We start from the raw sequence: 16,014 nt of genomic DNA, 5'->3' as shown, positions 1-16,014 counted from the left end.
TAATCCTTTTTTTATTATTTTCCTAGCGAATATTTTTCAATTCTATATATTAGTTCTCTAATAATTCCATCATTGTTGTAATTTTTAACTTTTGAAAGTCTTTTTTGATATTTTGGAAGTCTGTTTAAGAAGTTTTTGACCATTTTAGCATTCATGATTTCATGATATTCCCCATAACCCAATTTCTGAACATAAAATCCGTTTAATATTTGTTCAAAATTTCCATTGGCCGGAACAGAATAAATAGGTTTTTTAAGATATATTGCTTCGCAGATGAATGTAAAACCACCATTACAAATCACTGCTTTGGATGATGCCAAATCATCATAAAATTCGTCTTCATTAAATTCTTTATAAATTAAATTGCCATCTTTTTCTCTTTTATTAAACCCATATACAATAAATTTTTCATTTTTAAGTGCTTTTAATTTACGAACAAGTTTTTCGCTTTCTCGGCTTGTTTGATAAACAATAACATGATTTCCATCTTTAGGTTCCAATTTCATTATGTCTTCACGGATAATTGGAGGGTAGATAACTGCATTTTTTCTTGGTTTAATTTTAGGATAAAAAAAACTGGTTAAAATATGTATTTTCGGTTTTACAACATAAGTTTTGATAACTCCCTTTGCTTTAAGCATTTCTCCAAAATATTTTTTTGGATAATCAATTTTAGTTTGAGTCATCATATGGATATTGTCCAAACTAATCAGGGGTATGCCTCTGATTTTAGAAATCATTGTAGCATAAATTTCAAAATCAGTAACAATGACGTCCGGTTTTAGTTGAGCTGCTTTTTTATATAAATTCTCATATCCTACCTTAATATTTGTGGGATTTCTTTTAATGGCATCTGAAAGAGTTTTCAGATTATTCACTTTATTGTTAATGTAAACAGTATTGAATCCTCCGATTTCATAGACGTTGTCAAATTTGGAATTCAAGTATTCGTATGCTCTGTCACTTGAAAATAGGTATACATCATATTTTTCCTTAATTTTATCAACAATGACTCCTGTTCTGATAGCATGACCCATTCCTTCACCGCAAACACAGTAAAATACAACTTTTTTTTGTCTTTTACGATGATTTGCTTTTATTCTAGATTGGGCTGTGTTGTATCTTTCAACTGAATTATCATAACGTGATTTAACTGAATTAATTCTTTTTGCGTTTTTTTCAAGTCCTGATAATTCTGATGTAGTAATCTTTTCATGGCCATGGTCAAAGTTATAATCTAGTTCTTCAGCGTCAGTTCTTTTTCCCAGAAAATCATTCACAGTACTTTTACCGTACTGTTTTATTAATGTTGTAATTCCTTCTTCTTCAAGTCTTCTAGTTGAAACACCAATTTTTGCATTTCTTAGTACTTTAAATGGTTCTTTTTTAGCTAATCTTTCAATGTAGTCAGTATCTTCACCAAAAGTTAATGATTCATCGAAACCATTGCATTCATCGTGCAACTCTTTTTTTGCTATAATTCCATAACAACCTGCACCATGTGGTTTGATGTTTTCAACGCCAATCATAAAGTAATTTGCAAAATCGTGGAATAATTTGTCTTCAATTTTATTTGACATTGGAAGCATTTGTGTAATGGCTATTCCAAGTCTTTCCATTTTAAATTCATAAATTACATTTCTCAAATAATCGTCTGTAAGTACCAAATCAGAATCTAGAAAAATTAAATACTCTCCTTTGGCAACTTTAGCACCATTGTTCCTGCCTACTGCTGGAAGACCTCCATCTACTATAACACATCCATATTCCTCTGCAATTTCTCGTGTTCTATCAGTTGAATTAGCATCAGCCACTATTACTTCATAATCACTGAAATTTTGTTTTTTTATGCTTTCTAATAAAACTGGAAGGTATTCTTCCTCGTTATAGGTAGGTATGATAATGCTTAAAATCATACTTTTAAATTTATTTTTTGATTTAATAAATCTTTGTAAAAAAAGTTGTTTTTTTAAGTTTCAAGTGTTTTTTGTTCGTATCTAGAATTTGATTTTTTTCCAAGATAATAATATTTTAACATGAAAATAGAATTTGGGCAAATTCATCTTCAAGTTTAGTGGCTCATTTATATTCATTAAATTTTATAATGATTGTTTAATTTTCATTATTTTGTTTTTTTATTGAATTTTTAATAAATATTTTTGCTAATGTCTGTTTTAATTAAATTATTGTATGAAAAAAAATTCCGAGTAAATCAATATTTTTTACTTTTTTTTAAAGAATTGTTCTTAAAAAGTTTATTTTTTTTATTATAGGTTGTAAACTTTTAAAATAATTAAAAAATAGATTATTGTGGAGTTTTGTTAAAATGTTGGTTGATAATCATTTTACAGTTGAAATGCACCTCTCCCTATTGGTTGTCAAATTAATTTTTCGCATTTTCTTTTTTGCCTATAATCATGATTGATATTATTGTTAATAGAAATCCGCAAAACATTAGAAATGTTGGAACTTCAGAATAGATTAAAAATCCAAAGGTTAATGCAGCGAAAGGTTCTGCTCCGGACATTATGATGGATGATACTCCGGAGTCGATATATTTCAAGCTTACTGTAGAAAGAATATATGGCAGGGCAAATGAAAATGTTGAATGTATAATCAGAAATATGATTGCCAATGTGGGATTAACTGATATGAAACCTGTAATTTGGCTAAAGTTTGTAAATGGAATCAATGCTATTGAAATGAAAACTATAGAATAAATCAGTATTGTGTAAGTGTGATTTCCATTTTCAATCGATTTTTTGGATGCCATTAGATAGATTGCCCAGAATAATCCAGCACCTATTCCTGAAATGATGCCCAGTAATGGAATATCACTTAAATTGCTTTCAAGAACTCCAGTCATTAAGATGCATCCAAAAATTGCCAAAGCCATACAAATTAACTTTTTGGCGGTGATGTTTTCTCTAAATAATATGTATGCTAAAATTAATACATAAATTGGAGCTAATGACAATAGTACTGCTGCTAAAGATAGTGGAACAGTATTCATTGATTCATTGTAACATATATTCAGTCCAACAATACATATTGCACAAAGCAAAAAAAGAGGGATATCCTTTAATTCTATTTTTAATAATTTGGCATCGGTTAAAAAAATAGCAATTAAAAGGGGGATTATAGCAATTGAAAACCTTAAAAAAAGTAATGTGGTTGAATCAATGCCATTTTGAGTTAATGTTCGAACGAAAATGCCACTTGATCCAAACATCAGTCCTGCCAATATTGGTAAAATTAGATAGATTTTTTTCATTATATTTAAATTATTTTTGTAATATAAAACTATATCTATTAATTTCAGGGTAATCCTCAAGATAAGAGAAGATATTCCAGGTTACAGTATAATATTCACAAGAATTCTTCAGCGGATGCTTCAAATCATTTATAAGTTCCATTTCATTATAGTTGTGGTCGATATAATATGTGGTCTTATTTGAATCGGTATAATTTTTTTGTTCAATGACTTTTAAATTAATGTCTCCCAAATCAATGTTGTCTGTGGGGTTTACAACGTCTACTGTGTAATAATCGGTTTCAGCACCAGCCACTCCAACGCTCATCCTTAGGATAATTATTCCAACCACTACAAACCAAATTAGAAATCTATTAAATATATATCTCCATTCTTTAAATCCACGATTCCGGTAAACTGGCTGAATTTCTTCGTTTTTCTCAAGTGAATTTTTATCTCTTAACACGGTGTAAAGAATATAATTCATATAGAATCCATTTCTATATACTAAATATAATCCTAAAATTCCAACCAATGCGGGTGTTCCGAATAATCCTCCATCTATGGCTCCGATAATTAGACAGCTTGAAAAGAAAGCTAAAAGTAAACTTGTAAACCATGGACGATTTCTAATTGCTAAAATTAATGTGACAAATAATGCGGGGATTATCAGAATCACTAAAAAACCAAAACTTGGAACATATGAATATAGGCCAACGCCAGTATTGATGTTACTTTGAACAAAAGGTCCCATAATTTGACTTATAAGGGCTCCAATAATTGACTTTAGTAGGTGGGTATGCAAAATGCTTGTAGAACTCATTGTGTTAGACATAGAACAAAAAACAGTGTTAAGTTTAATTCCCATTTGTTGTCTGAACATGACTTCAAGAGCAATTCCCAAAATTAATAAAAGCCAACCGATTCCCATTGATATCTGAAGGTATTTCTCAGAATCATAATTCTTTTTAATTAATTGGGGTATTATCAAAAACAACCCTAAAAGACCAAAAAAGAGAATGTCCTTTCCTTTTGAGGATCCCATTAAAAATAAGTGTGTAACGGGTCTAATAATTGGATTAAGAATGTCACTTGTAAGGATTATTCCTCCAATCACTATAGATATCAATCCAATTATGATAGTTTTATTAACTTTCATTACAATAATTTAAGTATTAATAGTTTAAATAAATGATGTTCATGTTTCCAATCGAGTATTTCATAGGATTAATTTTAATTGGTATTTGTGCAGGATTTGCATCCGGTCTTTTGGGTGTTGGTGGAGGATTTATTATAGTTCCCCTACAATATTTCTTGTTAAAATACATTGGAGTCGAGCCGGATTTGGCAATGCTTATTTCATTAGCAACTAGTTTGGCAATAATTGTTCCAACATCATTAAGTGGAGCATATAGGCATACTAGGACAATGGATAATATCATTAAGCCAGGATTACGTTTGGGAATCTTTGGAATAATTGGTGGGGTTATAGGTGGATTTGTAGCATCTGGATTGCCATCAAGAATATTGGAAATAATTTTTGGCTGTTTGTTGCTGTTTATAGCAGTCAATAACATAATAAATATTAATAAAGAAAGACAAGATTCAAAAATACCTTTTAATTTGCTTTCAACAGCCATTATAGGGTTGGCTGTAGGATTTTCATCAGGACTTTTAGGTGTTGGTGGGGGAATATTTTTAATAGCTATTCTTACTACTCTTTTAGGATTTTCAATGATTGAAGCTATTGGAACATCATCGATTTTCATTTCATTAACTGCAATTGGTGGATTTTTATCATATGTTGTTTCAGGATGGGGAGTTAATACATTTCCATATTCAATAGGTTATGTAAGCATCATTAATTTTGTTTTAATTACTGCTTTTTCAGTTCCACTAGCATCGGTCGGTGCAAAATTTGCCCATAAAGTTCCCCAAAAGAAACTGAAAATTGTATTTTCAATTTTGGTAATGTATATGGCTTTGAAAATGTTAGGTATTTTACCATAATTTTGCTAATTCCATAAATTTTTTAAAGAAAAATTATAAAATATTTAATTATAATTGTTTTAGTGATAATATGAAAAGAAAAGAAGTTATATTATTTATGATTGTAGGAACTGGAACCGATTCAAACTCTGATGACGGAGGTTTTAAATTACTTGCCCAAAAGTTATATTCCACAATAACTAAAATATATCCCAATAAAGTTGTATTTTTTGCATCTGAAAAATCTAGGGAAACAATCAACTATATTGAAGAGTTATTTGTAAATGATAATGATGAATTCATAGTGGATGATGATTATGAGATTGTTCCTATTGATGCTATTGATGATTTCAACACCTGTTTTGAAACATTTGAATCTAAAATATGGGAATTGGATATGGATATAACCAAGGAATATCAAATTATAATGGATTACACATCCGGAACTAAAACAATGTCTGCAGCTATGGCCTGTTGTGGAATGTTTTATAGTAAGGATTTAATTTCTGTCAGTGGGGACAGAACTAAAGGTGATGTTTCTTTGGGAACTGAAATAATAAACTATCAGAATTTGTATAAAATATATGATAGAATTTCAATAATGAGGGCTAGACGTAATTTCAATTCTAATCGATTTATGCCTTGTATTGATGGTTTAAAACGCATTGTAGATATAACAATTCCTAAAGACTCTTTTCTAAATCTCTGTAAATCCTATTATTACTGGGACAACATGGACTTTGAAAATGCATATGCTTATTTGAAAGAAGTTGATATGAGTTATCGAGAATTTATTGAAGTCAGAGTTAAATTGGAGAAAAATTTAAGGGCTTTAGGTATTATTGTCAATTCAAAGTCATTAAATTTGAAAAATTGTTATGTGCTTGCATGTTTAATTAACAATTCTAAAAGAAAAGCGGCTGAATATAAATATGATGATGCTATAGCTCGTTTATACAGATCATTTGAACTGATTGCTCAAGTTAAATTGTCCAAGTATAACCTTCAAAGTTCGGATATAGATACTTCAATTCTTTTAGAAAAGAATGTATCTGAAGATTTCATCAATTATCTCGAAAAAATGAGAGAGGATGGCAAAATAAGAATTGGCTTAACTGCCGATTTCCTATTACTTAATGAATTGGGCGATGAGCTTGGTAAATATTATATTGATAATGAAAATAAGATTAGAGATTTGACTCAAAAAAGGAATAATTCCATTTTAGCTCATGGTTTAGATTCACAATCAAAGGAAGACTTTGATAATTTTTTAGGTATTGTTGTTGATTTGGCTTTAAAATTAGATAAGGATATGAAGAAATTCTTAAATGAAACAGAATTCGCTAAATTTGATTTAAAATTAGAATATAATCAATTATAAAATCGGATTATATATTCATAAAATATTAATGCCCACTCCTCTTGCAGTAACTTGGATATTTTCACCGCCTAATCCAATCAAGTTATAGGTCATTGATAGATTTAAAATTCCATTTCCACCATCTTTTTTAATTTTTTCAGCCAGTCTGATTAAGCATTCATCTTTTCCTTCTTTAATGTTTGAAAGAACTTTTTGTTCAGCTTTTTCAGGTTCTAATTTAATAATTCTTCGGTCTTTATCCAGAATAATCTCGGTTTGATAAATTCCCATTATTTCATGTTTTCTAGATTGCATATCGGTACTTGTTATGAAGTAAAAATCCAAATCATTGATTTTTCGATTACTCTCATCTTCATCATAAGTTATAATCAATTCTTCCTCTTCTTCAACATCAGGTCCGTCCCATTTAACATATTGCTGATGTTTAATGGCAGATTGAATTTTCCTTTCATATTTTTTGATTGTTTTTATGAAATTTGAAAGAATTCCCCCAACAACAACCAAAAGGATATAATTGATTAATGTTGGGAATGCTGCTTGGAGAATAACTAATACTGATCCTATAGTTATGAGATTCCATCCCAATGTTGGATTTTTCAAAATAAAACTGTAAAAAGTAGTATCAATAAAAAGAATGAAAGCACTTATTGCTCCAATATCTTCACCAAGGATTCTATTTGCCAAAATGGTTTCAGCATAACCTGCTGCTAACGGTGCAAAAATTAAACCTAAATTCCATCCGTATATATCAATGTGAAAATATAAAAAGATTCCATAAACAATAAGCCCTATTCCTGTACCAAAACTGATACAAAGCACTGCTTTTAGCTTTTCGTTTTTAGTAAGGTCTTTTCTATTAAGTTCCATGTTATTCGTATTTTATTGCAGTACCATAAGCTGTAACAAGAATGGTGTTTCCCATGGTACCGCCAAGATTATCATAAGAAATTTTAAGTCCAATAATTGCATTTGCACCTAAACTTTCAGCTTTTTCAGTCATACTGTTTAAGGAAATATCCCGTGCTTTTTGGATTTCTTCTTCATATCTGGATGTTCTCCCACCTACAACATCACGAACACCTGAAAATAAATCCTTATAAATATTGGAACCAATTAATGACTCTCCAGTAACTAATCCTTTATATTCTATAACTGTTTTATTTTCAAGGGTATTTGAGGATGTTAAAATCATATTTATCACTTATTTCATAAATGTTAAATATGCCCAAATTATTAAGAATATTGCAATAACGACATATAATATTATCTGGGATCTTTTTCTTTGATTTAATCTTGCATCCCAAACTTTTTGACAATCTGGTGAGCATACAAGTTCGTTTAAAGGTATTGGTGTCCCACAAATAGGACAATGTTTATGAGGTTCTACTGCCATTTTTTCATCTCCATTTTATATTTTAAAAAATTCTTTTGTATTTTTAGTAACTTGAACTGCGAGTTCTTCTGCATCAAGGCCCATGCAAAGTGCAATTGTTTCGAGGATATGTGGTAAATATTTCGGTTCGTTTCTATTTTTTTTAGGTTTTTTATCAAAGTTTTTAGGTATTAAAAATGGTGCATCAGTTTCAATCATTAATTTTTCGGGAGGAATAACACTCACTGCCTCTTGCAGGTCTCTTCCTCTTTTCATGTCACAAATCCATCCAGTAACACCTATGCTACAACTTAAATCAATGTAATTTTGTGCTTCTTGTTTTGTTCCTGTAAAACAATGGACAACTGCTTTTTCGACAACATCGTCATGCCTTTTTAATATATCATATAAATCTTTATGTGCTTCTCTTTCATGTAAAAATAAAGGCATGTCTAATTTTTCAGCTAATTCAACTTGTGCTTCGAACCATTTTCTTTGCAAATCCTGTGGTGAAAAATTTCTATTGTAATCAAGACCACATTCTCCGATGGCCACAACACTTTTGCTTTTAGCTATTTTTTCTAATTCATTGATAGTATGTCCATTGCAAGTCTTTGCATCATGAGGATGAACTCCTGATGTTGAAAATAATGTTCCAGGAAATTTTGAAACATATTCTGCAGCCATATGGCTTGAATGTACATTGGTTCCAGTAATGATAAACTGGGTGACTCCAACTTTTTTGGCTTCTTCGATTATTTCCAATCTGTCCTTTTTAAAAGAGGAGTGCATTAGGTTTAAACCAATATCAATGAGATTTTCCACTTAATCACCTATTCATTTATTACTTTAGTACCGATTTCTTCGCCATTCACTGCTTTAATTAAGTTTTCAGGTTCAAAACCATTGGTAATAACAGTTTCTAAATTGGATCTTTTAATCATTTGAACAGCTGTGGTGTCAAAGAATTCGTAAGTTCCTGCTTTAACATCTTTGCCACTTAAAAATTCAAGCAAATCAGTTGCTGAAATTTCAGGAACAAGTTCGGCGTCATCAAATTTGTTAGGGTCTTTGGTATACATTCCATCGACTGAAGTAAGATTAATTAACTTGTCTGCATTAATGTATTCTGCAAGAATTGCAGATACTGCATCGGTACTGTGAGCAGGTTCGGTTCCACCCATAACAATAATTTTTCCACTTGCTGAGAATTCCAAAGCTTCTTGGAAGTTGTGAGGAACTCTTTGATATGCTGCATCTCCAAGTGCAGACAATAATAATTTTGCATTAATTCTTGTAACTTCTATTCCTATATCGTCACATTGTGCTTCACCGGCACCTAAATCACGAACTACTCCAATGTATTCTCTTGCAGGCTTTCCACCACCAACAACGACGAATAATTCATGTTCTTTAGATAAATCCTTTAATATAGCACTGTACTCTTGGAATTTTTTACAATCATATTCTTTAAGTAATATTGATCCTCCAATTGCAATAACAATTTTCATAAATTCACCTTATTTATAATGTATCAATTCAATATTATTTAAATTTTATATTGTTTTAATTATAAAGTTCTATATAAGGTGATTTTCAATGAATTTAGTCAATCAGATATATCTTAGGAAATCTTGTCGCAAGTATGTTGATGAAGCCATTGATATGGGGCCTATTCATGACTTCATATCCAATGTTAAGCCATTAAATGAGAAAATCGATTACAGGTATGAAATTCTTAAAAAAAATGAACTCAACATTAAGACTCGTTGGAAAGCACCATATTACTTGACATTATATTCCGAGAAAAAGGAAAATTATCTTGAAAATATTGGTTTTGTTTTTCAGCAGGTTTCCCTTTTTTTACAGAGTATTGATATTGGAAGCTGTTGGGTTGGAATGGCATCAGTTAAGAAGAAAGATCCTAATTTCATAATTGCAATTGCATTTGGAAAGTCTAATGACAAATCAAGGGAAGTTAATTCCTTCAAAAGAAAAAAATTATCCAAAATCAGTGACAACGATGATGATAGATTGGAACCTGCACGATTAGCGCCGTCAGCTATCAATTCGCAACCTTGGTACTTTAAACATACTGGGGATGGCTTTGACGTATATCAAATCAGACAGAATATATTAAAGCGTCAAGTTCTTAAAAAGTGGAATCCTATTGATGTGGGAATCGCATTGGCTCATATGTATGTTGCTAATGAAAAAACATTTGATTTTAAAATAAAAACTGATTTTGAAGAGATTAAGGGTTATACATATACTGGAAGTATAAAAATTTGAAAATAAAAAAAGTTAGAGGATTATGCATCCTCTGAAATTAAACCTTTGTATAGTAATCCTGCAATTACTGCACCAACTATAGGTGCTAAAATAAATACCCATACTTGTTGGAGAGCTTGACCGCCCATGAATAATGCAGGAGCTAAACTACGTGCAGGGTTAACTGAAGTACCAGTTAACGGAATTCCCATAATATGTACAAATGCTAATGTTAAACCTATTACAATACCTGCAATAGTTGCATTTTCCACTTTTTTGGTAACGCCAAGAACGGTGAATACAAAGACAAAAGTTAAGATAATTTCTACAATAATTGCACCTACGACATTAAGGCCAACACTTGATGCCATTCCAAATCCGTTTTGACCTAATCCTGTTGTAGCATATCCTCCAAGGTATGCTGATGAGTTAATAATAGCTGCAAGAAGTGCAATACCAATAATTGCACCAATACATTGGAATACAATGTACATTATTAAGTCTTTTGCTTCCATTCTGCCATCTATCCACATACCTATTGAAACGGCTGGATTGATGTGACATCCTGATATGTCGCCAATTACGTATGCCATTGCTACAATTGATAATCCAAATGCCATTGCAATACCAAGATTTCCTAAAACTGAACCTGCAATTGCTGCACTTCCACATCCAAATAATACAAGAACCATTGTTCCGATTAATTCTGCTATATATCTTTTCATAATTTTTCCCTCTATTTTTTTTAAAATGTAAATTTTGTTTTTTATGATATTAAAAATTATCTTCTTATTCGTTTATAAACTAAATACGCAAGGAATAATATGAATAATACTAATATGAATGGGAATGCATCCAGTAAGAATGAACTATTTACTTTTTCAAACTGATATTCATTTTCAAAGCCCATATGTGCACTGTCTGTATGATTTTGAGTTATTTTTGCGAAGTTATATAATAAATCATAATAACTGATTTGTGCACCTTCATATTCAATTGAGTCAGGGGCTTGACCATGTTCGTCCATATAATTTCTAACTATTCCTCCCATTTTGAAATAATCAGAAATTGAATATGATCCTTTTGCAAATATTGAAACGCCCATTGGATTTTCAGGCTCTTTGAAAGTTTTTGGAATATCTAATCCATTACCATTTAAATAGGAACTGGTTTGATATAATAATTGTGGGGCAGTGTATGCTCCGAAGGTCCCATTAAACTCTTTATCACCACTATTCAATAATTCTTTGCTTGCATTTGCCATTCCTGCAGGGCTAATTTTATTTTTAACAACCAGATCCTCGCTGAATACTTTTGTATCATTATCATGGGTATTGATGATGCCAACAATTTCTTGAGCAATCTGTTTAGCCATTTCATCATCATAATTGTCTAAAATGCCGTTTTTGTATTTGTCTGGGAATTCTTTTGCAGGTTGTACATAAAATATTCCTGAATTTCTAAGAAGTGTTCCAGGGTCATGCACTCCAGCAATAGTTTCATTGGTATAATTGTCATCCCATGCTCTTCTGAGGTAGTTTGAAGAGTTATCTAAGTCATAATCTCCTATATTGACAAAAACAATTTGTTTATTGGAATGTGCACTATAATTTGCTAATTGTATATAATTTCCAGCATCTGATGCAGCTAAATCTATGCTTGCATCACTTGTTACTTCAATCGACCGATAACCTTCTCCGGCAGCTGGGGCTTGATTATCAATTACAACTTGAAGTTCTCCACCGCTAAGTTCCTGTACGTAGTTTTTAATGGCTGTTATTAATCCTACATCGAAATCATGATCAACAATATTGTCTGTTGTGATAAAAACAGTTTTAGTTGCAGTTACATCTTGTATAACTGGTGCAATTAATAGTAATGCCATTATTAATATTGCGATTTTTTTCCTCATGTCTCTTACCTTAACTTTTATTATACTTTTATTTCTCTTTCATAGATAAAATATTTTTTTTATTTCACTTTATGTTTTTTATTTTTGAATGGCATATTTTTTTAAAATAAGAAATTGCTATCGTTTTTTAGAAAAAATTTAAATAAATTGAAGTTTAATAATGATTTTGAGGATTTAAAGGAGGTTATCTTTTATTTTAAGGTAAATTTAGCAAGATTTTAAAAAAGTTTATTTTACTTTGTAAAATTATTATGGTTCTAAACTTTGGGCAAATGTTTATAAAAAAATATTTGTGTTAGGGGGCTAATGAATAGTTTTTCTAATGATTTTGGAACTGTTTTAAATTTTATAATGATGGGACATTCTTTTTAGGATTTTAATTAAGGTAAAAAGTTTAATTGCTAATTAATAGCTTTTGTTAATTAATGGTATTTGTCATCGTCCTCGCTTAGGTGATAAAATGTTGAAAAAAACTCAAAAGATAGCAATTAGCAAAAATTTCTTAATTTCGATGCTATTTGTTTGTTTAGTATTTGCAGCATTTGGATTAAATATGGACAATTCATATGCTGTTGAATTAAATGAAAATAGTAGTGAAATGGAAATTGGTTTAGATGTTGAAGATACGCTAGAAAATTCTCAAAATGAACTGTTAAGTTTGGACAATAATCAAAAAGATGAAATTTTAACTGCTAAAACATATACATTGAATGGCGGTAGTTTTAGTGATATTCAAGAGGTGATCAATAAGGCAAGCGCTGATGATAAAATTATTTTAAAAGGTAGTTTCGTATCTAAAAATGACAATGATGGTATTTATATAAATAAAAAATTGGAGATAACATCATCGTCTTCAGCCACTCTCAATGGTAAAAATTCGGTAGGGATTTTTTCGATTAAAAGTGCGGCTGCAGGCACTGTTATCAGCAATCTAAAATTTATTAATGGTAATCGTAGTAGAGGTGGGGGAATATATATTGAAGGCAATAATGTTGTAATCGATAATTGTATTTTTGAAAATAACCATGCTTCTACAGGTGGTGCAGGAGTAAGTAGTAGGTATAATTCATCATTTGCGGTAAATACGGTTGTTAAAAATTGTAAATTTAGTTCAAATACTGCAAATATAGCAGGAGGTGCTTTAGGGTTATTTGGAAAGAATTCAAAAGTAATTAATTGTTTGTTTACATCTAATCGGGTTATTGATACTGTTGGAAGTGATTGTTATGGGGGTGCGATTCAAATAGGTATGGATGAGCCAAATTGTAATGGACTTGTTTCAAATTGTAATTTCACCAACAATTATGTAACTTCTAAAGGTGGTCATACTCATGGTGGTGCAGGATGCATCCGTAATGGTGTAGAATATAGAGGATGCATATTTATTAACAATTCTGCTGATGAGGGTGGAGCGTTAACATATCATGCATCTGGGAAATTGAATGATTGTATTTTCATATCCAACAAGGCTTCAGAATATGGAGGAGCCTTATCTACAGGTCTTGGTTTTTATCCTTCAATGAATTTAAAAATTAATGATTGTACATTTATTGAAAATGAAGCCCCATTGGGTGGCGCAGTTCAATTATGTGGATTTAATATCGAATTCGATAATTGTAAATTCAATGATAATTATGCATCAACATATGGTGGCGCATTGAATATGGAAGCTACTACAGTCACATTAAAAAATTCATTTTTAAATGGTAATATTGCTGAAATTGATGGTGGTGCAGTATTTACCAAAGGAAAAAATACATTCATTGTTAATTCTTCATTTAGGAATAATAGTGCAATTCCGGATAAAGATAAATACAATGAAGGTTTAGGTGGTGCAATCTATGTAAACAGTACCAACACAAACATTGAAAATAATGAGTTTTACTATAATACTGCAAGAAATGGTAGTGCCGTTTACTTGGATAAATTCAGTGAAAAATCAATATTTGTCAATAATACTATGTATCAGAATCAGGCATGGGTTTATGCATTGCCAATTTTTGCCAATGATATTTATTATGGAGATAGTGAAGAAATCAAATCTATCATTCATGGTGGAAATAATATTGCAAAATATAATAATTTGGCTGTTTCAAATGCAATCTACAATGCTGCAAGCTATTCTAAAATCAAAATTGATAATGAAAATCCGATTAATGGTGCAACAAATGATGGGAGATTATATCAGGATGATCGTGAATATAACATGGAAATAGAATTGACTGTAGAAAAAGATGACGGCACTGTTGTTTACAATAAGACATTGAATTCTAATTATTTAGGTGAAGTTTCAGATGAATTAAACAATTTACAACCTGGAAAATACTATGTAACTGCAAAACACTTTGAAGATACCTATTATAAAGCAATAACCAATAGGACAACTTTCACAGTTTCTCCTAAGATAGACAGCAGAATAGAGAAATCCTCTAATTCAGATAATTATAACTTTGAAGATGTTGTTGTCTGGACATTAAACATTACAAATGCAGGTCCAAATAAAGCAACCGGCGTTGTGGTAACTGATATTTTGCCTGAAGGATTAATTTATATCCGTGATGACAGTGGTGGAAAATATGATCCTGCAACAGGTATATTGAATATTGGTGAATTGAATGTTGGTGAGCAAAAGATTGTTAATATTTTTGCCATAATTAATAAAACTGGTGAAATAGTTAATAAAGCTAATGTGACTTCTAAAGAGTTTGACATTAATTTAACTAACAATCATGATCAATCTAGCATTATTGTTCCTCCAACATCTGATTTGGAAGTAAAAAAGATGGTTAACAATTCACTTCCAGATTATAATGATTTGGTGGAATGGACTATTGTCGTTAAAAATAATGGTCCGGATACTGCACATGGCGTTGTGGCAAAAGATATTCTTCCTAAATCTTTGATTTGGATTAGCAACGATAGAAATTATGACCATATCACTGGAATATGGAACATTGGTACTCTTAATGTTAATCAGGAATCTAGATTAAAAATCATTTGTCGTGTAAATGCAACAGGAGTAATTACAAACAATGTTTCAGTTTCCGGTCAGGAAGTTGATTATGATTTGAGTAATAATAATGATTCTGGAATAATTAAAGTTTCTCCGGCTTCTGATTTGGCTATTGTTAAACATGTTAATGTGTCTCAGGCTAATTTCAATGATTTGGTTAGATGGAGGTTGATTGTTTCTAATAATGGTCCTGATGTTGCAACTGGAGTTGTTATGACTGATGTCTTGCCTGATGGCTTTGTTTATGTTGATTCTGTTTTGGAGAAAGGTAGTTATTCCAATGGAGTTATTAACATCGATAAACTTGCTGTTGGTGAGAGTGTTATTTTGGAAATAATCTGTAAAGTTGAAAATACTGGCCGTTTTGTCAATATTGCTAATGTTACTGGAAACGAATTTGATCATGATTTGTCCAATAACCGTGCTAATGCATCGGTATTAATCAATCCTGCTTGTGATATGGAGGTTGTAAAAACTGTAAATGAAAGTAATCCGAACTATAGGGACTGTGTGACTTGGAGTATTGTTGTTAGAAATAATGGTCTTGATGTCGCTCATGATATTGTTGTGAATGATGTCCTTCCTAAATCCTTGATTTGGGTTGCTGATAATGGCAGTGGTAAATTTAACCCTAAAACTGGTATTTGGACAATAAATAAATTAAATCCTGATGAGGATATTCAATTGGATATTATTACTATGGTTAATCAGACTGGTACTGTCGAAAATAATGTTTCTGTTAGTGCTCGTGAGTTTGATTATGATTTGAGTAATAATAATGATTCTGAAATAATTGATGTTTCTCCGGCTTCTGATTTGGCTA

At 30.8% G+C, this 16,014-nt stretch carries 14 protein-coding genes; 4 read left to right on the top strand and 10 right to left on the bottom strand.

The window, feature by feature from the left end; translation table 11 throughout:
• Nucleotides 1–14: 14 nt before the first annotated feature.
• The 3 genes from QZN45_RS06310 to QZN45_RS06300 form a co-directional block, all read right to left on the bottom strand.
• Nucleotides 15–1,916, bottom strand: coding sequence for an MJ1255/VC2487 family glycosyltransferase (locus QZN45_RS06310; protein ID WP_292880271.1), 1,902 nt, complete (start codon nt 1,914–1,916; stop codon nt 15–17).
• 467 nt (nt 1,917–2,383) lie between these two features.
• A complete protein-coding gene (locus tag QZN45_RS06305; protein WP_296811911.1) occupies nt 2,384–3,274 on the bottom strand; it encodes a DMT family transporter in 891 nt (296 codons plus the stop codon).
• Between the two features lie 10 nt (nt 3,275–3,284).
• The gene (locus QZN45_RS06300) at nt 3,285–4,412 is read right to left on the bottom strand and encodes a hypothetical protein (protein ID WP_296811909.1); all 1,128 of its coding nucleotides are present in this window, start codon (nt 4,410–4,412) and stop codon (nt 3,285–3,287) included.
• Between the two features lie 32 nt (nt 4,413–4,444).
• On the opposite strand from QZN45_RS06300, the gene QZN45_RS06295 reads away from it, so the two are divergent.
• A complete protein-coding gene (locus QZN45_RS06295) occupies nt 4,445–5,263 on the top strand; it encodes a sulfite exporter TauE/SafE family protein (protein WP_292606892.1) in 819 nt (272 codons plus the stop codon).
• Between the two features lie 70 nt (nt 5,264–5,333).
• The gene (locus QZN45_RS06290) at nt 5,334–6,623 is read left to right on the top strand and encodes a TIGR02710 family CRISPR-associated CARF protein (RefSeq protein WP_292606896.1); all 1,290 of its coding nucleotides are present in this window, start codon (nt 5,334–5,336) and stop codon (nt 6,621–6,623) included.
• A 15-nt stretch (nt 6,624–6,638) separates the two neighbouring features.
• Here QZN45_RS06290 and QZN45_RS06285 read toward each other — a convergent pair whose 3' ends face one another.
• The 5 genes from QZN45_RS06285 to pyrH are packed head-to-tail and all read right to left on the bottom strand — an operon-like array spanning nt 6,639 to nt 9,506.
• A complete protein-coding gene (locus QZN45_RS06285) occupies nt 6,639–7,490 on the bottom strand; it encodes a hypothetical protein (protein WP_292606898.1) in 852 nt (283 codons plus the stop codon).
• Nucleotide 7,491: 1 nt separating this feature from the next.
• Complete coding sequence (locus QZN45_RS06280; RefSeq protein ID WP_292606900.1) at nt 7,492–7,815, bottom strand: heavy metal-binding domain-containing protein; 324 nt, start codon at nt 7,813–7,815, stop codon at nt 7,492–7,494.
• 9 nt (nt 7,816–7,824) lie between these two features.
• Nucleotides 7,825–8,016, bottom strand: coding sequence for a DUF2116 family Zn-ribbon domain-containing protein (locus QZN45_RS06275; protein ID WP_292606902.1), 192 nt, complete (start codon nt 8,014–8,016; stop codon nt 7,825–7,827).
• 15 nt (nt 8,017–8,031) lie between these two features.
• Nucleotides 8,032–8,820 carry a TatD family hydrolase gene (locus QZN45_RS06270; protein WP_296811905.1) on the bottom strand — a complete coding sequence of 263 codons (789 nt, stop codon included), beginning with the start codon at nt 8,818–8,820 and terminating at the stop codon, nt 8,032–8,034.
• Nucleotides 8,821–8,828: 8 nt separating this feature from the next.
• Complete coding sequence (pyrH, locus tag QZN45_RS06265; RefSeq protein ID WP_292880259.1) at nt 8,829–9,506, bottom strand: UMP kinase; 678 nt, start codon at nt 9,504–9,506, stop codon at nt 8,829–8,831.
• 88 nt (nt 9,507–9,594) lie between these two features.
• Between pyrH and QZN45_RS06260 the strand changes: the two genes are divergently transcribed.
• Nucleotides 9,595–10,287: a nitroreductase family protein gene (locus tag QZN45_RS06260; protein WP_296811902.1), complete on the top strand. Its 693-nt coding sequence runs from the start codon at nt 9,595–9,597 to the stop codon at nt 10,285–10,287.
• Between the two features lie 20 nt (nt 10,288–10,307).
• On the opposite strand, the gene QZN45_RS06255 is transcribed toward QZN45_RS06260, so the two are convergent.
• Both QZN45_RS06255 and QZN45_RS06250 read right to left on the bottom strand, forming a co-directional pair.
• Nucleotides 10,308–10,991, bottom strand: coding sequence for an MIP family channel protein (locus QZN45_RS06255; protein ID WP_292606913.1), 684 nt, complete (start codon nt 10,989–10,991; stop codon nt 10,308–10,310).
• A gap of 56 nt (nt 10,992–11,047) precedes the next feature.
• A complete protein-coding gene (locus QZN45_RS06250) occupies nt 11,048–12,178 on the bottom strand; it encodes an adhesin (protein WP_296811900.1) in 1,131 nt (376 codons plus the stop codon).
• A gap of 460 nt (nt 12,179–12,638) precedes the next feature.
• On the opposite strand from QZN45_RS06250, the gene QZN45_RS06245 reads away from it, so the two are divergent.
• Nucleotides 12,639–16,014, top strand: a 3,376-nt coding sequence (locus QZN45_RS06245; RefSeq protein WP_296811898.1) for a hypothetical protein, incomplete at its 3' end; no start/stop codon positions are given.

The organism is uncultured Methanobrevibacter sp. (assembly GCF_900314695.1).
GTDB lineage: Archaea > Methanobacteriota > Methanobacteria > Methanobacteriales > Methanobacteriaceae > Methanocatella.
The sequence above is the reverse complement of the archived record's forward strand: the minus strand, read 5'-3'. Positions and strand labels throughout refer to the sequence as shown.